Annotated in this window: 23 protein-coding genes; 11 read left to right on the forward strand and 12 right to left on the reverse strand. The window is 67.1% G+C overall.

Annotated features, from left to right (window positions below; translation table 11 throughout):
- Positions 1 to 12 precede the first annotated feature (12 nt).
- A complete protein-coding gene (locus ACLKOY_RS03400) occupies positions 13 to 756 on the reverse strand; it encodes a class I SAM-dependent methyltransferase (protein WP_436452425.1) in 744 nt (247 codons plus the stop codon).
- A 90-nt stretch (positions 757 to 846) separates the two neighbouring features.
- On the opposite strand from ACLKOY_RS03400, the gene ACLKOY_RS03405 reads away from it, so the two are divergent.
- On the forward strand, positions 847 to 1,419 hold the full coding sequence (locus ACLKOY_RS03405; RefSeq protein ID WP_436452426.1) for a histidine phosphatase family protein: 573 nt from the start codon (positions 847 to 849) through the stop codon (positions 1,417 to 1,419).
- Here ACLKOY_RS03405 and trmD read toward each other — a convergent pair.
- From trmD to rpsP, 4 genes are read right to left on the reverse strand one after another with little or no spacing between them, the layout of a single operon-like run.
- Complete coding sequence (gene trmD, locus ACLKOY_RS03410) at positions 1,416 to 2,126, reverse strand: tRNA (guanosine(37)-N1)-methyltransferase TrmD (protein ID WP_436452427.1); 711 nt, start codon at positions 2,124 to 2,126, stop codon at positions 1,416 to 1,418. The genes ACLKOY_RS03405 and trmD overlap by 4 nt on opposite strands.
- A 19-nt stretch (positions 2,127 to 2,145) precedes the next feature.
- Complete coding sequence (gene rimM / locus ACLKOY_RS03415; RefSeq protein ID WP_436452428.1) at positions 2,146 to 2,748, reverse strand: ribosome maturation factor RimM; 603 nt, start codon at positions 2,746 to 2,748, stop codon at positions 2,146 to 2,148.
- Positions 2,741 to 2,971, reverse strand: coding sequence for an RNA-binding protein (locus tag ACLKOY_RS03420; RefSeq protein WP_042541671.1), 231 nt, complete (start codon positions 2,969 to 2,971; stop codon positions 2,741 to 2,743). The genes rimM and ACLKOY_RS03420 overlap by 8 nt, the downstream gene beginning before the upstream one ends.
- A gap of 6 nt (positions 2,972 to 2,977) precedes the next feature.
- Positions 2,978 to 3,397 (reverse strand): 30S ribosomal protein S16, encoded by a 420-nt coding sequence (rpsP, locus tag ACLKOY_RS03425; protein WP_363570649.1) that lies wholly within the window; start codon positions 3,395 to 3,397, stop codon positions 2,978 to 2,980.
- 209 nt (positions 3,398 to 3,606) lie between these two features.
- On the opposite strand from rpsP, the gene ACLKOY_RS03430 reads away from it, so the two are divergent.
- A complete protein-coding gene (locus tag ACLKOY_RS03430; RefSeq protein WP_436452429.1) occupies positions 3,607 to 4,758 on the forward strand; it encodes a glutamate--cysteine ligase in 1,152 nt (383 codons plus the stop codon).
- A 3-nt stretch (positions 4,759 to 4,761) separates the two neighbouring features.
- Here the strand turns inward: ACLKOY_RS03430 and ACLKOY_RS03435 are convergent, their stop codons facing one another.
- Entirely contained in the window at positions 4,762 to 5,733 is a 972-nt protein-coding gene (locus tag ACLKOY_RS03435) for a sugar-binding transcriptional regulator (protein WP_140036948.1), read from the reverse strand.
- A gap of 100 nt (positions 5,734 to 5,833) precedes the next feature.
- Here ACLKOY_RS03435 and ACLKOY_RS03440 point away from each other — a divergent pair, with 100 nt between their 5' ends.
- The 3 genes from ACLKOY_RS03440 to glpK all read left to right on the forward strand — a co-directional run bounded on the left by ACLKOY_RS03440 (position 5,834) and on the right by glpK (position 9,932).
- Positions 5,834 to 7,543, forward strand: coding sequence for an FAD-dependent oxidoreductase (locus ACLKOY_RS03440; protein ID WP_436452430.1), 1,710 nt, complete (start codon positions 5,834 to 5,836; stop codon positions 7,541 to 7,543).
- Between the two features lie 92 nt (positions 7,544 to 7,635).
- Positions 7,636 to 8,388 carry an MIP/aquaporin family protein gene (locus tag ACLKOY_RS03445; RefSeq protein WP_436452431.1) on the forward strand — a complete coding sequence of 251 codons (753 nt, stop codon included), beginning with the start codon at positions 7,636 to 7,638 and terminating at the stop codon, positions 8,386 to 8,388.
- Between the two features lie 29 nt (positions 8,389 to 8,417).
- On the forward strand, positions 8,418 to 9,932 hold the full coding sequence (gene glpK / locus ACLKOY_RS03450) for a glycerol kinase GlpK (RefSeq protein ID WP_140036945.1): 1,515 nt from the start codon (positions 8,418 to 8,420) through the stop codon (positions 9,930 to 9,932).
- A 2-nt stretch (positions 9,933 to 9,934) separates the two neighbouring features.
- Here glpK and ACLKOY_RS03455 read toward each other — a convergent pair whose 3' ends face one another.
- Entirely contained in the window at positions 9,935 to 10,870 is a 936-nt protein-coding gene (locus ACLKOY_RS03455; RefSeq protein ID WP_436452432.1) for a LysR family transcriptional regulator, read from the reverse strand.
- A gap of 78 nt (positions 10,871 to 10,948) precedes the next feature.
- On the opposite strand from ACLKOY_RS03455, the gene ACLKOY_RS03460 reads away from it, so the two are divergent.
- On the forward strand, positions 10,949 to 11,857 hold the full coding sequence (locus ACLKOY_RS03460) for an EamA family transporter (protein ID WP_436452433.1): 909 nt from the start codon (positions 10,949 to 10,951) through the stop codon (positions 11,855 to 11,857).
- A gap of 7 nt (positions 11,858 to 11,864) precedes the next feature.
- Here the strand turns inward: ACLKOY_RS03460 and ffh are convergent, their stop codons facing one another.
- Both ffh and ACLKOY_RS03470 read right to left on the reverse strand, forming a co-directional pair.
- Entirely contained in the window at positions 11,865 to 13,418 is a 1,554-nt protein-coding gene (gene ffh / locus ACLKOY_RS03465) for a signal recognition particle protein (RefSeq protein ID WP_436452434.1), read from the reverse strand.
- 126 nt (positions 13,419 to 13,544) lie between these two features.
- The gene (locus ACLKOY_RS03470) at positions 13,545 to 14,141 is read right to left on the reverse strand and encodes a TetR/AcrR family transcriptional regulator (RefSeq protein WP_436452435.1); all 597 of its coding nucleotides are present in this window, start codon (positions 14,139 to 14,141) and stop codon (positions 13,545 to 13,547) included.
- 95 nt (positions 14,142 to 14,236) lie between these two features.
- Between ACLKOY_RS03470 and lipB the strand changes: the two genes are divergently transcribed.
- Together lipB and lipA are read left to right on the forward strand one after the other, a co-directional pair.
- Entirely contained in the window at positions 14,237 to 14,890 is a 654-nt protein-coding gene (lipB, locus tag ACLKOY_RS03475; RefSeq protein WP_436452436.1) for a lipoyl(octanoyl) transferase LipB, read from the forward strand.
- Complete coding sequence (gene lipA, locus ACLKOY_RS03480; RefSeq protein ID WP_436452437.1) at positions 14,887 to 15,876, forward strand: lipoyl synthase; 990 nt, start codon at positions 14,887 to 14,889, stop codon at positions 15,874 to 15,876. The genes lipB and lipA overlap by 4 nt, the downstream gene beginning before the upstream one ends.
- Before the next feature lie 22 nt (positions 15,877 to 15,898).
- Here the strand turns inward: lipA and ACLKOY_RS03485 are convergent, their stop codons facing one another.
- From ACLKOY_RS03485 to smc, 3 genes are read right to left on the reverse strand one after another with little or no spacing between them, the layout of a single operon-like run.
- The gene (locus tag ACLKOY_RS03485; protein WP_140036939.1) at positions 15,899 to 16,399 is read right to left on the reverse strand and encodes a DUF2004 domain-containing protein; all 501 of its coding nucleotides are present in this window, start codon (positions 16,397 to 16,399) and stop codon (positions 15,899 to 15,901) included.
- A gap of 44 nt (positions 16,400 to 16,443) precedes the next feature.
- Positions 16,444 to 17,316 (reverse strand): signal recognition particle-docking protein FtsY, encoded by an 873-nt coding sequence (gene ftsY, locus ACLKOY_RS03490; protein ID WP_363570668.1) that lies wholly within the window; start codon positions 17,314 to 17,316, stop codon positions 16,444 to 16,446.
- A gap of 24 nt (positions 17,317 to 17,340) precedes the next feature.
- Complete coding sequence (smc, locus tag ACLKOY_RS03495; RefSeq protein ID WP_436452438.1) at positions 17,341 to 20,883, reverse strand: chromosome segregation protein SMC; 3,543 nt, start codon at positions 20,881 to 20,883, stop codon at positions 17,341 to 17,343.
- A 547-nt stretch (positions 20,884 to 21,430) separates the two neighbouring features.
- On the opposite strand from smc, the gene ACLKOY_RS03500 reads away from it, so the two are divergent.
- From ACLKOY_RS03500 to ACLKOY_RS03510, 3 genes are read left to right on the forward strand one after another with little or no spacing between them, the layout of a single operon-like run.
- A complete protein-coding gene (locus ACLKOY_RS03500) occupies positions 21,431 to 21,709 on the forward strand; it encodes a hypothetical protein (RefSeq protein ID WP_436452439.1) in 279 nt (92 codons plus the stop codon).
- A 13-nt stretch (positions 21,710 to 21,722) separates the two neighbouring features.
- Complete coding sequence (locus ACLKOY_RS03505; RefSeq protein ID WP_436452440.1) at positions 21,723 to 22,811, forward strand: GNAT family N-acetyltransferase; 1,089 nt, start codon at positions 21,723 to 21,725, stop codon at positions 22,809 to 22,811.
- Positions 22,808 to 23,887, forward strand: coding sequence for a GNAT family N-acetyltransferase (locus tag ACLKOY_RS03510; protein ID WP_436452441.1), 1,080 nt, complete (start codon positions 22,808 to 22,810; stop codon positions 23,885 to 23,887). Before ACLKOY_RS03505 ends, ACLKOY_RS03510 begins: the two co-directional genes overlap by 4 nt.
- Positions 23,888 to 23,955 lie beyond the last annotated feature (68 nt).

Genomic DNA, 23,955 nt, shown 5'->3' on the forward strand with positions numbered 1-23,955 from the left:
CGCTCGTGGCCCTCATGTGCGGCGGTAGACGAACACATCCGTGACGATGGGCAGTTCGTACTCTTCACGGTCGCGTGTCTCGGGATCCGAATCCAGCACCGCCTCGATGGCGTCGAACATCTCGGTACGCGCGACCTCGTCGGCGACGAGGAACGTGCTCACCGTCGACCAGCGACCGAGGTACGCGTCGCGTCGAATCCGCTCCGTCGAGTGGATCTGCTCGCGGCGCACGAAGTCGAAGCCGGGGAGCTCGTCCGGCGCGTCGCTCGTGGCGACGGCTGCGTCCGCGTCCGCGAGCGCAGGGTGCGCGATCCGATGCGCCGCCCGATCCCACCCGCACATCGGATCGAACCGGTTCCAGACGAGGCCGAGCGTTCCGCCCGGTGTGAGCACTCGCGCGATCTCCGCGCACGCGGCGTCCTCGTCGAACCAGTGGAAGGCCTGCGCGACCGTCACGACGTCAGCGACCCCGGACTCCACCGGTATGCGCTCCGCGCTACCGAGATGCGCCTCGACCTCCGGGAGTTTCGACCGCAGGATCTCGAGCATCGACTCCGAGGGCTCGACTGCGATGACGCGATGCGCTCGTCCCACGAGCAGTTCCGTGAACTTCCCCGTGCCTGCAGCGAGGCCGAGCGCCGTGCGCACGGTGGGCGGCATCAGCATGTCGGCTGCAGCCGGCGGAAAGCCCGGACGGTAGCGGTCGTAGTCCGCACCGGTGAGAGTGAACGATTTCGCCAGCACCTCGTCGACCATGCTGCGACGCTATCAGGCGACCGCGATATCGCCCGTCCCGGAACGTCGAGGCTGTGCCATCCTGAGTGCATGATTCCGGAGGATCGCCACGTGCCAGATCATCTCTTCCTGGTGCGACACGGGCAGACCCGATGGAATCTCGAGCACCGGCTGCAAGGACAGCTCGACTCCCCCCTGACCGCGGACGGCATCAGACAGGCGATGAGCATTGCCGAGCGGGTCGTGGGTCGCGGCATCACGACCGTCTGCTCCAGCCCGCTGGGCCGTGCACGACAGACCGCGGTGATCATCGCCGATCGGATCGGCGCAGAACTCGTCGAGATCGCGGAGCTCGCCGAGGTCGATCACGGCGAGATGGCGGGCTTGACCTGGGATGAGATCGATCAGCGATACCCGGGCGCGCGTGAAGACAGGGCGGCGAACCGATACGGCTGGGCGTTTCCCGGAGGTGAGAGCTATGCCCAGGCGAGAGGACGCGCCCGTCGGGCGCTGTCATCGTGCGGGTGGGCTTCGACCGGCGTCCCTCTGATCGTCAGTCACGAGATGCTCGGCCGGCTGCTGAGAGCAGACCTCCGAGGCTTGGATTCAACCTCCGCGTTGTCGCTGAGGCACCCGCAGGACGTCGTGTTCGAGATCGAGGGAGGAGCGGAGCGGATGGTCTAGTTGTCGTCGTCCGGCAGCAGATCCGGGCGACGGCGACGCGTCCGCTCGATCTGCTGATCGCGGCGCCAGGAGGCGATCACGGCATGATTGCCGCTCAACAGCACCTCGGGCACGGGCCGCTCTCGCCACACCGACGGCTTCGTGTAGGACGGGTACTCCAGAAGCCCGTCTTCGTGCGATTCCTCGACCAGGCTCTCCGGATTGCCCACGACGCCCGGGATCAGTCGACCGATGGCCTCGATCATCGCCATGGTCGCGACTTCTCCGCCATTGAGGACGTAGTCGCCGAGACTGATGAGTCGCACCTCGCCGAGCGACGCCGCATACTCGAAGACCCGCTCGTCGATGCCCTCGTACCGACCGCATCCGAAGATGAGGTGATCGCGGGTGCTGAGGTCACGAGCCGTGGACTGTGTGAAGACCTCGCCCGCGGGAGAGGGGAAGATGATCGTCGGCGGCTGGCCCTCGCCGGAGAGATCCGGCGAGGCGAGCTCATCGAGCGCGAGCCCCCAGGGCTCCGGCTTCATGACCATCCCCGCTCCACCCCCGTACGGGGTGTCGTCCACGGTGCGGTGACGGTCAGAGGTCCAGTCCCGGAGGTCTCGGACACGCAGGTCGAGGATGCCGGCGCTCTGTGCCTTACCGAGCAGAGAGAGAGTCAGACCGTCGAAGTACGACGGGAAGATCGAGAGGACGTCGATGCGCACGGGCAGACCGTACCCGTGCTCAGCTGGTGGCGTCGGAGTCCGAGGACTCCCCCGCCTCCGTCGCCTCGGGAAGCTCTTCGAAAAGCCCGGTGGGCGGCGTCACGATGACGCGTCCGGCGCTGAGGTCGACCGTCGGAACGATCGCCTCGACGAACGGAACCATGATGTCCTGCTCGCCCGACCTGACGATGAGAAGATCCTGCGCCGGGAAGTGCTCGACCCGAGCGACCTTGCCCACCACGACTCCGTCGCGGACGACGTCGAGCCCTGTGAGCTGGTGGTCGAACCACGCGTTGTCCTCGACCTCGTCGTTGTCCTGATCGATCCAGAGGATCGCCCGGACGAGGGTCTCTGCACCCTCGCGATCGTCGACGTCCTTGAAGAACACGACGGGGTTGCCGTTCATCACCCGGTATTCGCGGACGACGACCGTTTTGCCGTGCCACGGAGATGCCTCAGGCACCTGCAACGTGAACTCGGCCCCCGGAGTAAAACGCCGCTCGGGGTTGTCGGTGTAGAGCTCCAGCTTGAGAGCGCCCTTGAGGCCGTGGGCCTTGACGAGGCGCCCGACACGCAGCTGATTCTTGCCCTGGTTGCGGTCTGTCGACACCACGTCAGTCATCCGCGACATCGACACGGACACGACGCCCGTCTGCAAGAGCGGAGATGAGCGTACGCAGTGCTTTCGCGGTGCGGCCGCCGCGCCCGATCACGCGTCCACGGTCGTCGGGGTGCACGCGCACCTCGAGGAGATCGCCTCGCGGCGAGGTGGAAGCGTTGATACGGACATCCTCGGGGTGATCGACGATCCCCTTGACGATGTGTTCGAGCGCGGCGGCGAGCACGACGAATTACTCGGCGTCGGCGGCGGGAGCCTCAGCGGCCTCCGCGTCGGCCTTGGCGGGAGCCTCGGTCTTCTTCTCGACCTTGGGCTTCACGACGGACTTCTTGGACGCGTCGATCTCGAACGGAACCTTGGGCTCCTTGACCTTGAGCGTGGACTTCGCGTCCTTGTCGCCCTTGAACTTGCCCCAGTCGCCCGTGATCTTCAGCAGCGCTGCGACCTGCTCGGTCGGCTGCGCGCCGACGGAGAGCCAGTACAGCGCACGGTCGGAGTCGATCTCGATGAACGAGGGCTCCTCGGTGGGGTGGTACTTGCCGATCTCCTCGATCACGCGACCATCGCGCTTGGTCTTCGAGTCGGCGACGACGATGCGGTAATACGGCGCACGGATCTTGCCCAGGCGCTTGAGACGAATCTTGACAGCCACGATTCTCCTGAATTGTGTGGAAGGTAACGAACCGATCGCCTGGAGAGTGGGGTGCACACCCGGCGGAAGCTCAAATAGGGAGGACGAGTGCTGGATAGAGGGTCGAGCACGTCGTCCGACCTTCTATTCTGCCAGATCCGCGGCCAAGGAGCGAAACGGGGCGACACGGCGGTTGCCGTGTCGACGACACCGCATGTCAGACTGTGCTCGTGAAGCTCGATTTCGCCTCATCGGCCCGGTCCACCGTAGGCCTCGAATGGGAGATCATGCTCGCCGATCCGGTGAGCGGTGATCTCGTAGGCCGCGCCCCCGAGCTGCTGTCGGCGCTCGAGCACGAGAGCGCCGACGAACGTCATACGGTCACGGGTGAACTGCTCACCAACACGATCGAGGTCACCAGCGGCATCGGTGACTCGGTGGGCCACGCGATCGACGACATCGCCAATGCGATCTCGGCCGTGCGCACGGCGACGGATCCGGCCGGCATCGAACTTCTCTCCGCAGGCAGTCACCCCTTCGCGCAGTGGTATCAGCAGGAAGTGACCGACAAGACCCGGTACCACACCCTGATCGAACGCACCCAATGGTGGGGGCGCAACATGATGATCTGGGGAATCCACGTGCATATCGGCGTCGAGGACCAGCGCAAGGTCATCCCCATCATCAATGCCCTCGCGGCCTATCTCCCGCATCTGCAGGCGCTTGCCGCGTCGAGTCCGTTCTGGGCCGGTGAGCGCACCGGGTACGCGTCCAACCGTGCCCTCGTCTTCCAGCAGCTGCCCACCGCCGGACTCCCCTGGCCCCTGGACGACTGGTCCGACTATGAGGCCTACCTCGACGACATGGTGCGTACCGGAGTGATGGCCGATGCCACCGAGGTGCGCTGGGACATCCGGCCGGCTCCTCGATGGGGAACCATCGAAGTGCGCGCCTGCGACGGCCTCTCGACCCTGCCGGAACTGGCAGCGGTGGCCGCCCTCGTGCAGGTCCTGGTGGAGCATCTCTCGCGGCAGATCGATGAGGGCCGAACTCTCGCGCAGATGCCGGCCTGGTTCCACCGCGAGAACAAGTGGCGCGCAGCACGCTACGGCCTCGACGCCCGCGTGATCGTGGACTCGGCGGGAACGCAGAGGCCCGTGCGGGAACACCTGTCCGAGGTGCTGGAAGACCTCGCGCCGGTTGCGGTCGAACTCGGCTGCGGGCGGGAGTTCGGCAGCATCGAGACGATACTCACGAACGGCGCGAGCTACGAGCGGCAGCTGACGATCGCGAACGCGACGGGCGGCGACCTCGGCGCTGTCGTGCAGCACCTGATCCGGGAGTTCCGTTCGGGCCCCGAATCATCGACCGACGAGCCGTAGGGGTCAGTCCTCCACGAGGCGCCGCGCCAGCCCCTCATCGAGAACCACGTCCGTGATCAGCTCGGCGGCGATCGCGGCGCGAAGGCTCGCGAGCTTCGGCACTCCCGAGACGACGCAGACGCGCCTCGGCACCCGTCGCAGCCTGTCGAGGCCGGGACCGGTGGCGCGCGCGTTCACGCGGATGTCCCTCCACGAGCCGTCTGCGCGGAAGAAGACCGTCGCCACGTCGCCGATCGCGTGATCTTCGCGCAGGCTCCGGTAGTCGTCACGGCCGAGATACCCCCCGACGTACACACGACTGGGCACCTCGGCGGCCGGTGAGCCGAGACTGAACACCGCGATGTCCATCTTCGACTGCAGATCGAGCACTCGTCGTGTGCTCCGCTCACGCCACATGGCCTCGCGCGTCGAGGGGTCGTCGAAGAACGCCGGCACAGGGAACTGCTGCACCTGCGCGCCGAACGCGCTGCCGAAGCGCTGCAGGATGTCGCTCGAATACTCGACGCCACTCGTCTGCGTGTTGCCCGCGCCGTTCAACTGCACGAAGGTCGTGTTGTGCGTCTCCTTCTGAGTGAGACCTCGGCTCACAGCGCTGATCGTCGATCCCCACGCGACCCCGACGATCATGTTGGAGTCGACGAACTGCGACAGCAGTCGCCCCGCCGTCAAGGCCACGCGCTCGAGCCGTTCGACCTCGCTGACGATCTCGGGGATGGGGACGACATGCGCGACGAGGCGGTGTCTGTCTCTGATGCGCTGCTCGAGCATCCCCAGTCTCTCCAGAGGAGAATTGATGCGGATGTCGACGAGTCCGCTCTCGCGAGCGAAGCTGAGCAGACGTGACACGGATGATCGCGAGGTCTTCAGCTCCTGCGCGATCACCTCCATCGTCTTGTCCTGCATGTAGTAGAGCTGCGCTGCGGTGAGCGCGGCGATCAGCTTCGAGTCGCGGGATCCCGCGTCAGACTGGGTCATGAGGACCTCCTCGCCTCGATCTTTGCACATATGTGCAGCGGGCTTGCGCGCAGTGGCCACGTGGGTCGAAGCTGGGGGCACGTACAGAGAAGGGTCGAAGATGATCGAGTCGACACACTCATCACCGGAACGCGCCGAAGTCCGCGCCGTCCGCGAGTCCGGACGCACCAGCGTCCTTGTCATCGGAGCCGGTATCAACGGGATCTCCGCTTTCCGTGACCTCGCGCTTCAGGGCGTCGATGTCCTGCTGGTCGAACGAGGAGACTTCGCTTCCGGCGCCTCCGCGGCCTCGAGCCACATGATCCACGGCGGCATCCGCTACCTCGAGAACGGCGAGTTCCGACTCGTCCGCGAATCCGTCGAGGAGCGGAACGGCCTGCTCAAGATCGCGCCGCACTATGTGAAGCCGCTCGAGACCACGATCCCGATCTACTCGACCTTCTCGGGCATCCTGTCCGCGCCCCTGCGCTTTCTCACGCACAAGAGCGGCAAGCCCCAGGAGCGCGGAGCGTTCCTCATCAAGGTCGGACTCACGATCTACGACACGTTCTCGCGCGACGGCGGCATGGTCCCGCGTCACCGCTTCCTCGGTCGCAAGCGATCGCTCGCGGAGCTGCCCTCGCTCGACCCGAACATCAAGTACACGGCCACCTACTACGACGCCTCCATGCACGACCCGGAGCGTCTCGCGCTCGACGTGCTGCAGGACGGACGCGCGGCTCACCCGGGCGCCGTCGCACTGAACTACGTCGAGGCCATCGCCCGCGACGGCAAGAAGATCGTCCTCCGCGATCGCGAGAGCGGCACCGAGTTCTCGGTCACCGCAGACGTGGTCGTGAATGCGTCGGGGCCCTGGACCGACCTCACCAACGACGCGCTCGGCAACGACACCCGCTTCATGGGCGGCACCAAGGGTTCGCACATCGTTCTCGATCACCCCGAGCTTCTCGAGGCGACGCGTGGACGCGAGATCTTCTTCGAGCACTCCGACGGACGCATCGTGCTGATCTACCCCCTCAAGGGTCGCGTGCTCGTCGGTACGACGGACATCGACGCGGATCCCCGCGAGGCCGCGGTGTGCACCGAGGAGGAGATCGACTACTTCTTCGATCTGATCCACCACGTGTTCCCGACGATCGACGTGACGCGCGAGCAGATCGTCTTCAACTTCTCGGGCATCCGTCCGCTCCCTCGCCACGAGGACACGGCCCCCGGGTTCGTATCCCGCGACTACCGCATCGAGGTGGACGACAAGGGCGCTGCGCCCCTGGTGAGCCTTGTGGGCGGCAAGTGGACGACGTTCCGCGCGCTCGGTGAGTCACTCTCCGATGTCGTGCTGAATCTGATCGGCCGCACCCGCACGGTGTCGACCGCCGGTCGAGCCATCGGCGGAGGCCGCGACTTCCCGCGCACCGAGAAGGCTCGTCGGATCTGGATCCAGGAGAACCTCCCGGGTGCCGGCGACCGCGCAGAGCGCCTCCTCGCCCGCTACGGAACGCGTGCAGCACAGGTCTGGGAGTTCATCGAGCAGGGTGACGACGCTCCCCTCGCCGGCGATGACCTCTCGACCCGGGAGCTCGCCTGGATGGTCGAGAACGAGATGGTCGCGCGGCTGCAGGATGTCGTCATGCGACGCACCAGCATCGCATTCACCGGCCACGCCGACGCGGATGTGCTCGAAGAGCTTGCCGCAGCCCTGGCTCCTCTGCTCCACTGGGATCGTGAACGCCACGATGCCGAGCTCGATCAGACGCGTACGATGCTGAACGATCGACATGGACTCCACATCTCGTCCCGCGCACGCGGCTGACGAGAGATCCGAACGCCGCCCTCCACGCGGCTTAACTCCCAACAAGTGCCAGTGCTATGGGGCTCTGGTACTCAAGAAAGGTCAATGAAGACATGACTGAAGTCAATCTCGGTCTCTACTTCCTCTCGGAGTTCGTCGGCACCGCAATGCTGATCCTCCTCGGATGTGGTGTCGTCGCCAACGTCGCTCTTGCCAAAAACAAGGGCTTCGGCGGCGGCTTCCTGATGGTCAACTGGGGATGGGGTCTCGCGGTCTTCGTGGGTGTCCTCGTCTCCGCCTATTCGGGCGCCATCCTCAACCCGGCTGTCGGAATCGGTCTCCTGGTCGGAGGAAAGATCGACTTCACGCAGTTCGCAGTGGCGACCGGCGCGGAGCTGCTCGGTGCGATCGTCGGTGCGATCCTCACCTGGCTCGCCTACAAGCAGCACTTCGACGAGGAGCCCGACGCCGCCAACAAGCTCGGCGTCTTCTCGACGGGCCCTGCGATCCGCTCCTACGGCTGGAACCTCGTCACCGAGGTCATCGGCACCTTCGTCCTGGTGTTCGCGATCTTCGCATTCGCTGACTACGGCGTCGCCGACATCGGAACGCCCGGAGGCCTCGGACCGCTGAGCGCCCTGCCCGTCGCACTCGTCGTCGTCGGTATCGGCGCTTCCCTCGGTGGCCCCACCGGCTACGCGATCAACCCTGCACGTGACCTCGGACCCCGTATCGCCCACGCGATCCTCCCGATCAAGGGCAAGGGTTCGAGCGACTGGTCCTACTCGTGGGTCCCGGTCGTCGGTCCGCTGCTCGGTGGTGTCCTCGCCGCCCTCGCCGCGCCCGTTCTGCTCAACCTCGCCTGAACCCGAACCTGACTTCAAAGGAGAACACAATGGCCGACTACATCATCGCCATCGATCAGGGCACCACCTCCAGCCGCGCGATCATCTTCGACAAGAAGGGCAGCATCGTCGCGACCGGTCAGAAAGAGCACGAGCAGATCCTCCCGAAGGCGGGCTGGGTCGAGCATGACCCCGCCGAGATCTGGCGCAACGTGCAGGAGGTCATCGGTCTCGCACTGAGCCGTGCCGACCTGACGCGCCACGACATCGCCGCGGTCGGAATCACCAACCAGCGCGAGACGGCGGTGGTCTGGGACAAGACGACCGGCAAGGCCGCTTACAACGCCATCGTCTGGCAGGACACCCGCACGCAGGAGATCGTCGACCGCCTTGCGGCCGACGGAGGCGTCGAGCGTTTCAAGCCCGTCGTGGGCCTCCCCCTCGCCACCTACTTCTCCGGCACCAAGATCGCCTGGATCCTCGAGAACGTGGAGGGTGCACGCGAGAAGGCCGAGGCAGGCGACCTCATCTTCGGCACGACCGACAGCTGGGTGCTCTGGAACCTCACCGGTGGTGTGGACGGCGGCGTGCACGTGACCGATGTCACCAACGCCTCGCGCACGATGTTCATGGATCTCGAGACGCTCGAGTGGCGCGACGACATCCTCGAGGCGTTCGGCGTTCCGCGCTCGATGATGCCGGAGATCCGCTCCTCCTCCGAGGTCTACGGTGCGGCGGAGGACTCCTCCCTGCTGCGCGAGACGCCGATCGCCGGCATCCTGGGCGATCAGCAGGCTGCGACGTTCGGCCAGGCCGCCTTCAACCAGGGCGAGAGCAAGAACACCTATGGCACCGGCTGCTTCCTCATCTTCAACACGGGCGAGGAGATCGTCCACTCGAAGAACGGGCTGCTGACCACCGTCGGCTACAAGCTCGGCGACGGACCGACCCACTACGCTCTCGAGGGCTCGATCGCCGTCACCGGTTCGCTGATCCAGTGGCTGCGAGACCAGCTCGGGATCATCAGCTCCGCTCCCGAGGTCGAAGAGCTCGCCAAGCAGGTCGACGACAACGGCGGCGTGTACATCGTCCCGGCGTTCTCGGGCCTGTTCGCGCCGTACTGGCGTCCGGATGCCCGCGGTGCGATCGTCGGCCTCACCCGCTACGCGAACAAGAACCACATCGCTCGCGCAGCGCTCGAGGCCGTGGCGTTCCAGACCCGCGACGTTCTCGACGCGGTCAACGCGGATGCCGGCGTCGACCTCACCGAGCTCAAGGTCGACGGAGGCATGGTCGCGAACGATGCGCTCATGCAGTTCCAGGCCGACGTGCTCGGTGTGCCCGTCGTTCGTCCGGTCGTCGCCGAGACCACCGCGCTGGGTGCCGCGTACGCCGCGGGTCTGGCAGTCGGCTTCTGGAACGGTCTCGACGACCTCTCCGCCAACTGGCAGGAAGACCGTCGCTGGGAGCCGTCGATGGAAGACGGCGAGCGTGACCGCCAGCTGCGTCTGTGGCGCAAGGCCGTCAGCAAGTCGATGGACTGGGTCGACGAAGACGTGAAGTGATCTCAGGATTCTGAGAAGGCGGGCCCGGAGGATTCCTCCGGGCCCGCCTCGTCGTCAGGCCGAGCGGTCAACGATCCGATGACGCCCAAGAAGGCGGAGGCGACAGCCCTCGGCGCCCGCGGGTCCCAGGCGACGTACTCGACGCGCACCGGTCCGCCGACGATCTTCACGGCGACCGTGTCGGACGAGGACGCGTTGACGATACCCGGCGCCAACAGAGTGACCGCAAGCCCGGCCGACACGAGCCCGAGAATCAGCTCCGCCGAGTCCGCTTCGAACGCTACGTCGCGCGGGATGCCGGAGACCGCGAACGCCGCATCGCTCTGCGCACGCCCCGACGTGCCCGCGGGGAAGTCCGCGAACACTTCTCCGGCAAGGTCTTCCAGCGCGAGTTCCGCGCGCCCTGCGAGTGCATGAGTCGAGGGTACGACCGCGACCAGGTCCTCACGCGCGAGCTCTCGGGAGGCGACGCCGCTGGGGACGACATCCGCGCGCAGGCCCAGCATCGCGACGTCGAGCTCGCCGCGCCGCACTGCGGCTGCCAGAGCGTCGCTGTTGCCCATCGCGAGCTGCACCCGGGCCTCCGGGTGTGCCTGTCGAAAACGGGAGATCGCGTGCGGCACGGAGACCGCGGTGACGGTCGGGATCACACCGAGACGAAGTGTGCCGACGACCCGGCCCGCGGCCGCTGCTGCAGCCTCGCGCGCGTGATCCGCTGCGGCCAACGCGGTCTTCGCATGAGCGAGGAATGCCTCCCCCGCCTCCGTCGTCCTGACGCTGCGACTCGAACGCACGAACAGGCGCTGCCCGAGTTCGCGCTCCAGCGCCGCGATCTGATGGCTGAGCGCAGACTGAGTCACGAAGCAGCGCTCGGCCGCACGGGTGAAACTCGACGAGGCCGCGACCTCGACGACATATCTCAACTGCTGCAGGTCCATCCTTTCATGATCGCTGTTCATGGATGCGGTGACAACCATGTGTTGGACTCATTCCTGCGCGTGGAGCAGCCTGAAGACATGAACCGAGTCACTCTTCTTCTGCTCACGGCTCTGGCGCCGATCTCCTGGGGCACGACCTACGTCGTGACGACGGAGCTGCTGCCCGCAGGACACCCTCTCCTCGCTGGCCTGCTGCGGTCTTTGCCCGCGGGCCTCATCGCCCTGGCCATCGGGCGCACGCTGCCTTCCGGCGGCTGGTGGCTGAAGTCGCTGGCTCTCGGCATCCTGAACATCGGGGCGTTCTTCCCCTTGCTCTTCCTCGCCGCGGAGAGGCTTCCCGGCGGGGTCGCCGCAGCGGTTGCGGGCGTGCAACCCCTGATCATCCTCGGCATGGGCGCACTCGTGCTGAGAGATCGCACCCGCCCTGTGACTGCTGCGGCAGCTGCGATCGGAGCCGGCGGCGTGGCACTCGTGGTCCTCGGACCCGCGGCAGAGCTCGACACGCTCGGGATCGTCGCCGCCCTCGGCGGTGTGACCGCGACAGCGCTCGGCATGATCCTCACCAAGCGGTGGGGTCGCCCCTCCGGTGTCGGTCCGGTCGCGTATGCAGGCTGGCAGCTCACCGCCGGCGGACTCTTCCTCCTGCCGCTCACTCTCGTCTTCGAGGGATTCCCGCCCGCGGTGGATGGCGGCGCGGCACTCGGCTACATCTGGCTCGGCACAGTCGGGGGCCTGCTGGCGTACACGCTCTGGTTCAGCGGCATCCAGCGCCTGCCTGTCATCGCACCCGGTCTGCTCGCCCTGCTCTCCCCCGTCGTCGCGACGATCCTCGGCGTCGCCGTCGCGGAGGAGCGATTCACCGCCGTGCAGGCGATCGGACTCGCGCTCGTGCTCGTCGCGCTCGTCGGCGGGCAGACCGCTGCGCTCGCGCGACCGCGCCAGCGCATCGAGCGACCGGACCGGTCACTCGTCGCAGCCGAGCGGTGAAGAGCCGTCAGCTCTTGCCGAAGAGCTTCTGGATCTCGGCGAGGTCGGCCTCGCTCGGTGCTTTGGCACCGCCGAGACCGAATCCCGATCCGGTCGGGTTCGCCGCGGGCGCGAGTCCCGCGTTCTCCGCCGCACGCTTCGCAGGGTTGCCCGAGCGGGATCCACCCGAGGACTTGCCCTTCTTGCCGCGCTTCGAAGACGCACCCGGCTTGCCCATTCCGGGCATGGAGCCCATTCCGGGGATGTTCGGCGTGCCGCCGCGCGCGACGGTCTTCATCATCTTGGCGGCCTGGTCGAAGCGCTGGACGAGCTGATTGACGTCGGTGACGGTCATTCCCGAACCACGCGCGATACGCAGACGGCGTGAACCGTTGAGCACCTTCGGGTTGCGTCGCTCGCCCGGAGTCATGGACCGGATGATCGCCTCGGTGCGATCGATCTCGCGCTCGTCGAAGTCCTCGAGCTGCTGCTTCATCTGCCCCATGCCGGGGAGCATCCCCAGCATCTTCTTCATCGAGCCCATCTTCTTCATCTGCTGAAGCTGGTCGAGGAAGTCTTCGAGGGTGAACTGCTCGGTCGCCAGCTTCTCGGCCATCTTGGCGGCCTCTTCCTCGTCGAAGGCCTGCTGGGCCTGCTCGATGAGGGTGAGGATGTCGCCGAGGTCGAGGATGCGACTGGCCATGCGATCGGGGTGGAAGGGCTCGAGGTCTTCGAGTCGCTCGCCGGTCGACGCGAAGATGATGGGGCGCCCGGTGACGGAGGCGACAGAGAGCGCGGCGCCGCCCCGGGCGTCACCGTCGAGCTTCGAGAGGACGACACCCGTGAAGTCGACGCCCTCCTGGAAGGCGCGCGCCGTGTTGACCGCATCCTGACCGATCATGGCGTCGATGACGAACAGGACCTCGTCGGGGTCGGTCGCCTTGCGGATGTCCGACGCCTGCTTCATGAGCTCCGCGTCGACACCGAGGCGTCCCGCGGTGTCGATGATGACGACATCATGCTGGTGGCGGCGTGCGTGCTCGACGCCGTCGCGCGAGACCTTGACGGGGTCGCCCACGCCGTTCCCGGGCTCAGGCGCGTAGACCGTCGCACCGGCCTGCTCGGCCACGACCTGGAGCTGGTTGACGGCGTTCGGACGTTGCAGGTCGGCCGCGACGAGAAGGGGCGTGTGCCCCTCGCTCTCGAGCTGCTTCGCGAGCTTGCCGGCGAAGGTGGTCTTACCCGAGCCCTGGAGGCCGGCGAGCATGATGACAGTCGGCGCCGTCTTGGCGAACTGCAGACGACGCTGCTCGCCGCCGAGGATCTGCACGAGCTCCTCGTTGACGATCTGCACGACCTGCTGCGCGGGGTTGAGAGCCTTGCTGACCTCATCGCCCAGGGCTCGCTCGCGGACCTTCGCGGTGAACTCCTTGACGACCGCCAGCGCGACGTCGGCATCGAGCAGCGCGCGACGGATCTCGCGCACCGTGCCGTCGACGTCGGCCGCGGTGAGCTTTCCCTTCGTGCGAAGGTTGCGGAAGGTCTCGGTGAGCCGATCGGAGAGCGTGCCAAAGGTAGCCATGGTGACACCGAGTTTACGCGAATCCCGAGATGTTCTCCGCGTCCGCGGCACCACCGACCGTGAGGGTGATCAGGGAGAGTCCGCATGAGCGGGGGCCCGCCGTCGGATCACGTCGACCGGCACCGCTCAATCGTGCGCCGAGACCCACGGCAATCGGCCGATCGCCCGCACCGCGTCGGCGAATCGGTCACCCACGGATCCGCGTCCGGCACCGCCCTCCGCCCACGCTCGCACGGCAGAGAGTACGGCGGCGGCCCAGGTCGCCGCGACGATGTCCGCGGTGAGCGCGGCGACACCCGAGCGGTGCGCGAGATCGGCCAGCGCCGCCGCGAGGCGGGCCTGGCGCAGCGCTGCATCCTGCTCGAGTTCGTCGTCGAGACCCATGGCCGACGAGTTCGTCATCGCGAGAGCGAGGCTGTCAGGCGCGAAGTCCTCGACGAGGTCCGAGAGAATGCGCCGCACGTGTGTGCCGTCGCGATCTTCCGGCACGGTGACCAGGTCCTCGATGGCGCGACCGATGCGCTCGTCGAGACCCGACCAGAGCACGTCGCTCTTCGACGAGAAGTAGTTGAAGAAGCTGGAGCGGCTCACTCCGGCCCGCTGGGTGATGTCGGCGACCGACGTGGCGTCGTACCCCTGCTCGAGGAAGAGCTCGCAGGCGGCTTCGGCGAGGGTCTCGCGCGAAGATGCCTTCGGCCGCCCCGCCCGACTCGTGCTGCTCATGTCAACACGCTACCGCGCGTCGCTGCCGTGCGCGCCCCACGCCTGGGAGGAGTATTCTTAGACGCAATCCATCAATTGAACGAGAGCGACCTCGCATGCTCGACATCATCACCCCCGGACTCGCGCCGGACTACGTTCCCTATACGCAGGGTTGGGACCTGCAGCGTCGCGTCCACGCTGACGTGGTCGATGGCACCCGCCCTGACTCGCTCATCCTCCTCGAGCACGAAGCCGTGTACACCGCGGGCAAGCGGACCGAACCGCAGGAACGCCCGACGGACGGCACACCGGTGATCGATGTCGACCGCGGCGGGAAGATCACCTGGCACGGGCCAGGGCAGCTGGTGGGCTACCCGATCGTCCGGCTGCCCGAGCCGATGGATGTCGTCGCGCACGTGCGCCGGCTCGAGCGCATCCTGATCGACGTGCTCCGGCCAATAGGCGTCGACGGATACCAGGTGGAGGGGCGCAGCGGGGTGTGGGTTCGCCGCCCACTGTCCGAAGACAAGGTCGCGGCGATCGGCGTGCGGGTGCAGCAGGGCGTGACGATGCACGGCTTCGCGGTCAACTGCGACAACAGCCTCGCAGGATTCGGCGGAATCATCCCGTGCGGGATCACCGACGCCGGTGTCACCACCGTGAGCGAGGTGATCGGAGCCGACGTCTCCCCCGCCGACATCGTCGACTCGGTGGTCGCCGCCTTCCTCGCCGAATATTCGACCGCCGCGCACACAGGAGCACTCGCATGACCGCCGCACCCGAAGGACGCAAGCTTCTCCGTCTCGAGATCCGCAACGCCGAGACTCCCATCGAACGCAAGCCGGACTGGATCAAGACGAAGGCGAAGATGGGCCCCGAGTACACGGCGCTCCACTCGCTGGTCAAGAGCGAGGATCTCCACACCGTCTGTCAGGAAGCCGGCTGCCCCAACATCTTCGAGTGCTGGGAAGATCGGGAGGCGACCTTCCTCATCGGCGGATCGCAGTGCACTCGACGGTGCGACTTCTGCCAGATCGACACGGGCAAGCCCGACGCCTACGACACCGACGAGCCGCGTCGCGTCGCCGAGAGCGTCGTGCGGATGAACCTCCGCTATGCGACTGTCACCAGCGTCGCACGAGACGATCTGCCCGACACCGGAGCCTGGCTGAACGCCGAGACCGTGCGAAAGATCCATGAGCTCAACCCGAACACCGGCGTCGAGCTGCTCGCCAACGAGCACAACGCCGATCCTGCGTTCCTCGGTCAGATCTTCGACGCCCGCCCCGAGGTCTTCGCGCACAACGTCGAGACCGTGCCGCGCATCTTCAAGCGCATCCGCCCGGCGTTCCGCTACGAGCGCTCGCTCGATGTGATCACCCAGGCGCGAGATGCGGGGCTCATCACCAAGTCCAACCTGATCCTGGGCATGGGCGAGGAGCCGGAAGAGGTCGTACAGGCGCTGAACGACCTGCACGACGCCGGCTGCGACATCATCACCATCACGCAGTATCTGCGTCCGTCCCCGCGCCACCTGCCCGTGGCCCGATGGGTCAAGCCTGCGGAGTTCGTCGAGTTCAAGGAGGAAGCGGAGCAGATCGGATTCCTCGGTGTGCTCGCCGGACCTCTCGTGCGCTCGTCATACCGCGCGGGTCGACTGTGGGCGCAGTCGATGGTGTCGAAGGGGCGCGAGATCCCCCCGCACCTGTCGCACATCGCGGAGAGCGCGGATCTCGGGTTCGCTCAGGCCGTCTGAGCGAATGTCGAGGTGATGAGCGTCAGTCGGCGCTCATCACCGACTGCACGCTGCCGTCCGAGCCGAGGTTCACGAGCAGCACGTCATCGGTGGTGGTGGCGTCGAGAGCGTACTCCAGCACGGCGAACGGCTCGGATCCGCCGTGTTCGTCGGCGAGGATCGTCATGCTCATGAGGCGCAGCGAGCGGATGATGTCGACCGCGGCGTCACCGCTGACGTCGACGAGGACGTCTTCGAGCTCATCACCGTAGGCCTCCTGCTGCTGCAGGATGTACTCGGTGACCTCGCTGGTGCGGTCGTCGACCTCCGCGAGCATGCCCCGTCGGGCGACGTCGTCGACATTCTCGAGCCCCGCTATGAGCGAGGCGGCGATGTCGAGTGCGTCTGCTGAGACATCGTCCTGGTCGGGCGCGGTGAGATCGACCGTGACGCTCTGGTCGCCGAGCTCCACTGTCTCGGACCAGAAGATCGATCCGTCCGGTCCGGAGGACAGGAGGCCGAAGTAGTCGTGTTCGATCGCCATAACGCTATGAAACCAGCCTCGTGCTCGCGGCGGTAGTCCCGTGATCAGCCGACGAGCGACTTGACGAAGACATGGGGGGTGAAACCGGTCAGATCGTCGATACCCTCGCCCTGACCGAGGAGCTTGACGGGGATGCCGGTGCGCTCCTGCACAGCGAGGACGAAGCCGCCCTTGGCCGAGCCGTCGAGCTTGGTCAGGACGAGCCCGGTGACACCTGCGTGCTCGAGGAACGCCTCGGCCTGCATCACGCCGTTCTGACCCGTGGTGGCGTCGAGGACGAGAAGGACCTCGCTGATGGGAGCCTGCTTCTCGATCACCCTGCGGATCTTCGAGAGCTCGTCCATCAGCCCGCCCTTGGTGTGCAGCCGGCCGGCCGTGTCGATGATCGCGATCTCGATGCCCTCGCGCTGGGCGAACTCGACGGTCTGGTAGGCGACGGATGCCGGATCCTGACCCTCTTGCTGAGGGCGGACGATCGCAGCTCCGCCACGCTGCGCCCAGGTGGCGAGCTGATCGACGGCGGCCGCACGGAAAGTGTCGGCTGCTCCGACGACCACACTGCGCTGGAACCCGCGAAGGAACTTGGTGAACTTGCCGATCGTCGTGGTCTTGCCCACACCGTTGACGCCCACCACCAGCACGACCGCCGGCCGCTCGGTGAGCTTCAGGGTCGTGTCGAACTTCGCGAAGTGCTCTTCGAGCGTCTCTCGCAGCATCCGCTGGAGATCCTGCGGATCGGTCGTGCGGTACCGCTCGACCTTCGCGCGGAGCTCGTCTACGACCCGCTCGCTGATGTCGGGGCCGAAGTCGGCCGTGATGAGGGCCGTCTCGAGGTCCTCCCATGTCGTCTCATCGATAGTGGGCTTGACGAACATCCCGCGCAGCGCGCGAGTGAGGGACCACGACTTCTCCGCCATGACTCCAGCCTACGGGTAGCGCCGTCAGCCGGCCGCCGCGCGATCGCCCACGCGCTGTCCGACGACCGCCGACACGCCGTCCTGACGCATCGAGACCCCGTAGAGCGCGTCGGCGATCTCCATCGTGCGCTTCTGATGCGTGATGATGAGCAGCTGCGAGCTCTCGCGCAGTTGCTCGAACACGGTGAGCAGGCGGCCGAGGTTGGCGTCGTCGAGTGCCGCCTCGACCTCGTCGAGGATGTAGAACGGGCTCGGTCGGGCTTTGAAGATCGCGACCAGCAGAGCGACTGCGGCGAGCGAGCGTTCCCCACCGGAGAGCAGGGACAACCTCTCGATCTTCTTCCCCACCGGACGTACCGAGACCTCGATGCCCGTCGTGAGCATGTTCTCCGGATCCGTGAGCGAGATGCTTCCGGATCCCCCGGGGAACAGCAGGGGGAAGACCTCACCGAACGCGATCCTCGTGTCTTCGAAGGCGCTCGCGAAGATCGTCTGCATCCGCTCGTCGAGGTCGGCGATGATCGTCAGCAGGTCCTGGCGCGTCTGCGTCAGGTCGGCGAGCTGCTCGGTGAGGAATGCGTGACGCTGCTCGAGCGCGGCGAACTCCTCGAGCGCGAGCGGATTCACTCGACCGAGCTGAGCGAGCTTGCGTTCGGCCTCGGCGAGTCGGCGCTGCTGAATCCGCCGATCGAACGGAATAGCCGTGTCGTCGAGCCCGTCGTCCTCAGCGGGCGCGGCTCCGGGGTCACGGGGAACGAGCTGGTCCGGCCCATATTCCGCAATGAGAATATCTTCGTCGAGCGCCAGCTCCGAGGCGACGCGCTCGAGCAGACTGTTGAGGTGCAGCTTCTTCTCGTGGATCTGCAGCTCGAGGCCGTGCACGCTCTCAGTGAGCCCGGCGAGCCTCTCTCGCAGGGATGTCTCCTGCACGCGAAGTGCGGTGAGCTGCTGGTTCTGCGCCGATCGTGTGGCCTCGGCCTCGGCCAGTGCGACGCGCGCCTCGGTGACCGATCGATCGATGGAGTCCAGGATCCGGGGAAGCTCCTGCGCCACTCCGGATGCTGCGTCGCGCTGCGCGCGGCGGATGACCGCTCGGCGCGCAGCCTCGGCCGCGGCGTCTCGCTCCTGCTCGCGTTGCCGTTCGAGCCCGGCGACGCGTGCCTGCGCAGCACGCACACGCTCACGAAGGGTCTCGATCTCCAGCCGTGCTCGGACTTCACCCTCGCGGGCCATCTCGAGCGCTTCGAGCAGACCGTCTCGCGCCGAGGCATCGAGCACGGGCCGGGGGGCGGCGATCGCCGCGTCCAGCTCGGCCTTCGCCGCTTCGGCCTTCGCCTCCGCGTCGCGCACGGCGCTCTGCGCCTGTGCGAGTCCCGCCTCGAGCCGCTCGCACTCGGCGACCGCCGACTCGTGGGTGACAGTGATGCGGTTCACCTGCTCCGCATGGGTGGCCAGAGCGGCATCGTGCTCCCGCAAGGCTCGAAGCGCGTCCTTCGCCTGGCGACGGGAAGTCTCAACGGCCTCGTTCGCGTCTTCGCGAGCCTCACGCAGCGAATCGACGATGACCTGCACCTCCGCCAGGCGCTCGTTCGCCGCGTCGCGTTCGGCGGCGAGTTCGAGACGGGATCGCTCGCCACCGGATCCTGTCCGAAGCGTCTGCGCCGTGACCACGTCACCGGCCGTCGTGACGATCGTCGTGGTCGTGTCGCCTGCGACGTCGAGCACGGCTCTCGTACGACGCGCCGCGTCGAGGCTGTCGGCGATCACGACGTGAGACAGGATCCCGAGCACGCCATCCGGAGCCGTGACCGTGTCGACGGCCGGCGTCACCCCTTCCAGAGCGGGCAGTTCGATCGACGGATGAGCGGCGTCTGAGACGACGAAGTCCACCACTCCCCTGCGCTGGTCCGACGCGTCACGTGCCAGCTCGAATGCATCGGACGTCCCCTCGACGAGGACGCCTTCGGCCAGCGGACCCAGCACGGCAGCGATCGCGGCCTCGAACCCGTTCCGGACCTGCACGGAGTCGCCCACGAGGCCGCGAACGCCCGGGCCGCCCGTCTTCACGATCTCGGCGGCGCCTCCTGAGATCGCGAGCGCGCTTCCGAGTGCTGCCGCCTTGGCCGTGAGCGCGTCGACTTCGCGCTCTGCCGCGTGCAGACGCTCGCGGAGCGCCTCCCGCTCGGCCTCGGCCGCTGTGGCGGCACGCTGCGCACTCTCGTATGCAGCGGAATGCTCTGCCGCCGTGCCCTCCGGCGCCTCCGTGTCGTCGATCGACTCGAGGGCGTCGGCTGCATCGCGTCGGCGCGCATTCGCCGCCTCGAGCGCGTTCTCCTGTCGCAGCACCGCACCGCGCACCGCGGCGAGAGCTGACGCGGCCGCATCGGCCGTTCCCCGCAGAGAGCTGAGCCGCATGTCGTACTCCGACACGAGCGCGCTCTGCTCGGCGATGTCCACGTCGAGGGTGTCGAGCTCCGCCCGGGCGTGCACCACCTCGCGGCTCGCGACGGTCGCCGCGTCCTGGGCATCGCCGAGGCCCGCGGCGATCTCGGTGATCTCGTCCTTCGCCTCGTCGATCGTGCTCTGTGTGACCGTGACGGTCGTCACCGCCGCATCGTCCTCCTCCGAGCCGAGCAGCGCGAGTCGCTGATTGGCGAGGGTGTACAACCCGCGCATCCGCTCCTGCACCTGCTCGAGGCCGAATGCCACGCTTCTCGCCCGATCGACCGCGACCGAGTTCTGATCCTGCTCGAGGCGCGCGATGCTCCCCCGCACCGCCTCGGCCTGATCCGACAGCACGAGCCGTTCGGTGTGCCGCTCGTGTTCGGTGCGTGTGTGATCGGCCAGCGCCCTGCGCAGCGCCACCACGTCGTCCGCGAAGATCCGGGCCTTGGCATCACGCACGACCGCGGCGATCGTCTGCGCCTCCCGCGCGATCTCGGCCTGCCTGCCCAGGGGCTTGAGCTGGCGTCGGATCTCGCCCGCGAGATCGCTCAGACGCGTGAGGTTGGTCTCCATCGCATCGAGCTTGCGGAGGGTCTTCTCCTTGCGACGCCGATGCTTGAGGATGCCGGCGGCCTCTTCGATGAAGCCTCGACGATCCTCCGGCGATGCCTGGAGCACCGTGTCCAAGCGCCCCTGACCCACGATGACGTGCATCTCGCGTCCGAGACCGGAGTCGCTGAGGAGCTCCTGGAGGTCGAGCAGACGACAGTTCTCGCCGTTGATCGCGTACTCGCTGGCACCGTTGCGGAACAGCGTCCGGCTGATCGTGACCTCGGCGAACTCGATCGGCAGAGCGCCGTCGCTGTTGTCGATCGTGAGCTGAACCTCGGCACGACCGAGCGGCCCTCTCGTCGAGGTGCCGGCGAAGATGACGTCCTCCATCTTGCCGCCGCGCAGAGTCTTCGCTCCCTGCTCGCCCATGACCCAGGCGAGGGCGTCGACCACGTTGGACTTTCCCGATCCGTTGGGACCGACGATGCAGGTGACGCCCGGTTCGAAGACGAAGCTGGTCGGCTGCGCGAAGGACTTGAACCCCTTGAGGGTCAGGCTCTTCAGATGCATGCGCGTACCGCGCTTCGGGGGTGAATCACGCCCATACGCTACCGGAATCACGGCTCAGAACGGGCATCCCGCGCGGTGGCGGACCGAACCGGAATCAGGCGCGACACGCCGAACCACGCCGGAGATGCTTGACGGACACGCCCGGGTTTCGCTACCGTAACCTCCGGATCGCCACACGAAAGGAGGTTACCGATGATCACTCAGCTCACTGCTCAGGCCACTGGCCTCGCCGCGCCATTCGCGCCGCGCCTTGCGCACTCGGTAACCGCCGGCGTCCGCAGAAGCGCGCTCTCGTAGAACCGCAGCCCGAGAACTCTGCTCCGAATCACCCATCGGTCTCCGATCGATGACGGGGTTTCTCGCTCGCGTGTCTCCGCGCCCCACCCTCTGATCCGCCACGGATCACGGGTCTCCGCCGACCTCGGCGATCGCCTTTCGGCGTGCCGAGCTCTCGACTCCCGTCGCGCACCGTCGGCCGTCTTCGCGGCGCCCCGCGATCGCGCTCTCCCACTCACTGGACACCACCACCCATCTCGAAGGAATCACCGTGAACACCACGCTGTATCGCAGCATCCCCCACCCTCCGGATACCGAGGACCAACAGGTCCTTCACATCCCCGCACCCGATGAGCTGCGGCGCCTGGCGCTGGCAGATCGTCTCTCGCTCCGGATCGGCCTGTGGCTGCTCCAGCGGGCTCAACGCCCTCGTCCGGCGCGCCGCGTCACCGCCCTCGAGGCGGACGTGCTGCATCTCGATCGGCGGAACCGCAGCGAGCGCGAGACGTATGCCCTGCTCACGTACGACCTGCAGCGTCAGCTGCGCTGACCTGGAGATCACCATGAGCATTCCGCTCACCGCAGATGCGTCGCTGCATCCGCTCGTGCTGCCGGCACGGGCGGATGCAGCCGACGCGGCCGAGTTCCGCGAGCTCGCCCGTGTGCGCAACGCCGTCTATCGCGAACTCACCGGGCGCACCGAACAGGACCTCACGCCGGAGGCGCTGCTTCCGATCCTGCGCTCCCGCAAAGAGCGCACGACCGCGGTGTGGACCGTGCGCGTCGAAGGAGAGATCGTCGGACGCACGGTCATCGACATCCCGCACGAGGAGGGCTCGCGTGTGGCCATCGCCGCGATCGAGCTCCACCCACGGGTCTGGGGTCGAGGAATCGGTACCGCGATCCTGCCGCACGTCGAGGCCTTCGCCAGACTGCACGACCGCACGGTGATCCAGAACTGGACAGAGCAGCCGGCGAGTGAGGGGCCCCGGCTCGAGGCGCGGACCGGCTTCGGCAGTGTGCCCGACGATCACGTCGCCCGATTCCTCATCCGCCACGGATTCAGCCTCGAGCAGGTCTACCGGGTGAGTCGACTGACAGTGAATGCCGAGACGGTTCGTCGCGCCGAAGAGCTTCGCGACGACGCACGCGCGTTGTCTCACGACTATCGCGTGATCCGGTGGATGCTGCCCACGCCCGCCGAGCATGTCGAGGGCTACGCCTGGCTGAAGTCGCGCATGTCGACCGATGCCCCGTCTGCCGATCTCGAGGCGGACGAGGAGGTCTGGGATGCAGAGCGCCTGATCGAGTCCGAGAGACGCGTGGCCGAGATGGGTCAGATCATCCAGGTCACGGTCGCGCAGCACGTCGCAACCGGCGAGCTGGCTGCGTTCACCGAGCTCCGCAACGGACCGGATCTGCGCGCGACCACCCATCAGCACGACACCCTGGTGCTCAAAGAGCATCGCGGGCACCGATTGGGACAGCTCGTGAAATGCGACGCCCTCCTGTCATGGACGAGCGTCGCGCCCGAATCCCGCGACGTGATCACCTACAACGCCGAGGAGAACCGGCCGATGCTCTCGATCAATGAGGCGATGGGCTTCACGGCCATCGCGTATGAAGGAGCCTGGAAGAAGGAACTGTCATGACGACCACCACACTGACCATCGAGCCGCTGATCGTCCCTGACGCACTCGACGCCGCGGACGGCGCGGACTTCCGCGCCTACGGTCAGCTCAACCGGCAGATCTGCGATGAGATGGTGGGTCTGCCCGACATCGCACCCGACGCCGCCCAGTTGCTCGCGTCGTGGCAGGACTCCACCGACACCCTGCAGACCGGATTCGTGGCCAGGAACGGCGACGAGATCGTGGGCATGATCACGCTCGCGTATGCCCAGGAGGCGGATGCGAAGGCGGCGGAGGCGGACCTCCTCGTGCCCGAGAAGCACTGGGGAATCGGTGTGGAGGATGCCCTCCTGACGCTCGCCGAGTCAGAGGCTCGCGCCCACGGTCGGTCTCTGGTGCAGATCTGGACGCTGCACCGGCCGATCGCGTCCGAACGGATGATCTCTCCGCGGACGGGGTGGGGTCGAATCCCGGCGATCCCGCTGTCAGACGCGCTCGAAGCCCGCGGCTACGACTTCGAACAGGTCGAACGCAACAGCGAGTTCGATCTGCGGTCGGACCCCGCCGCGCTCCGCGCCGCGCTGGAATCTGCGCAGGCGACCGCGGGAGACGACTATCGGGTGCTCCAGTGGATGGCTCCGACTCAGCCCGAGTTCCGGGACGGCTATGCAGCGATCCTCGCTCGCCTGTCGACCGATGCGCCGAGCGGCGAGATGGACTTCGTCGCCGAGGAGTGGGACGCGGATCGAGTGGTGCGCCGAGAGCGGCGGCTCACCGGAGCCGGCCAGGCCCTGTCGATCGCCGTGGTGCAGCATGTGCCGAGCGGGGACGTCGTGGCATACAACGAGCTGCTCGTCGGAGCGGACCGCACGGGGGTCACGCATCAGCTCGGCACGCTGGTGTCGCGCGAGCATCGAGGGCATCGGCTGGGCACCGTCGTCAAGTGCGCGAACCTCCTGCGCTGGCGAGAGCTCATGCCGCTCTCTCCGACGGTCTCCACGTTCAACGCCGAGGAGAACCGCCCGATGCTGAGCATCAACGAGGCGATCGGGTTCGTGCCGGTCTCCTACGCCGGAGCGTGGCAGAAGCGGATCTGACCGAGATCATCCGAGCGGTGTACTCGGGCGCGAGCGGATCATCCGCCCGGGCGATGCAGCACTCCCGG

Origin of the sequence: Microbacterium sp. K2, from assembly GCF_051365005.1 — a bacterium.
Classification (GTDB): domain Bacteria; phylum Actinomycetota; class Actinomycetes; order Actinomycetales; family Microbacteriaceae; genus Microbacterium; species Microbacterium foliorum_B.

Bases quoted from the DNA above. Each gene is read 5' to 3' on its own strand.
- ACLKOY_RS03400 (WP_436452425.1), bottom strand. From the start codon at position 756: ATGGTCGACGAGGTGCTGGCGAAATCGTTCACTCTCACCGGTGCGGAC.
- rimM (WP_436452428.1), bottom strand. From the start codon at position 2,748: ATGACTGACGTGGTGTCGACAGACCGCAACCAGGGCAAGAATCAGCTG.
- ACLKOY_RS03435 (WP_140036948.1), bottom strand. From the start codon at position 5,733: ATGACCCAGTCTGACGCGGGATCCCGCGACTCGAAGCTGATCGCCGCG.
- ACLKOY_RS03440 (WP_436452430.1), top strand. From the start codon at position 5,834: ATGATCGAGTCGACACACTCATCACCGGAACGCGCCGAAGTCCGCGCC.
- ACLKOY_RS03445 (WP_436452431.1), top strand. From the start codon at position 7,636: ATGACTGAAGTCAATCTCGGTCTCTACTTCCTCTCGGAGTTCGTCGGC.
- glpK (WP_140036945.1), top strand. From the start codon at position 8,418: ATGGCCGACTACATCATCGCCATCGATCAGGGCACCACCTCCAGCCGC.
- ACLKOY_RS03455 (WP_436452432.1), bottom strand. From the start codon at position 10,870: ATGGACCTGCAGCAGTTGAGATATGTCGTCGAGGTCGCGGCCTCGTCG.
- ACLKOY_RS03460 (WP_436452433.1), top strand. From the start codon at position 10,949: ATGAACCGAGTCACTCTTCTTCTGCTCACGGCTCTGGCGCCGATCTCC.
- ffh (WP_436452434.1), bottom strand. From the start codon at position 13,418: ATGGCTACCTTTGGCACGCTCTCCGATCGGCTCACCGAGACCTTCCGC.
- ACLKOY_RS03470 (WP_436452435.1), bottom strand. From the start codon at position 14,141: ATGAGCAGCACGAGTCGGGCGGGGCGGCCGAAGGCATCTTCGCGCGAG.
- lipB (WP_436452436.1), top strand. From the start codon at position 14,237: ATGCTCGACATCATCACCCCCGGACTCGCGCCGGACTACGTTCCCTAT.
- lipA (WP_436452437.1), top strand. From the start codon at position 14,887: ATGACCGCCGCACCCGAAGGACGCAAGCTTCTCCGTCTCGAGATCCGC.
- ACLKOY_RS03485 (WP_140036939.1), bottom strand. From the start codon at position 16,399: ATGGCGATCGAACACGACTACTTCGGCCTCCTGTCCTCCGGACCGGAC.
- ftsY (WP_363570668.1), bottom strand. From the start codon at position 17,316: ATGGCGGAGAAGTCGTGGTCCCTCACTCGCGCGCTGCGCGGGATGTTC.
- smc (WP_436452438.1), bottom strand. From the start codon at position 20,883: ATGCATCTGAAGAGCCTGACCCTCAAGGGGTTCAAGTCCTTCGCGCAG.
- ACLKOY_RS03505 (WP_436452440.1), top strand. From the start codon at position 21,723: ATGAGCATTCCGCTCACCGCAGATGCGTCGCTGCATCCGCTCGTGCTG.
- ACLKOY_RS03510 (WP_436452441.1), top strand. From the start codon at position 22,808: ATGACGACCACCACACTGACCATCGAGCCGCTGATCGTCCCTGACGCA.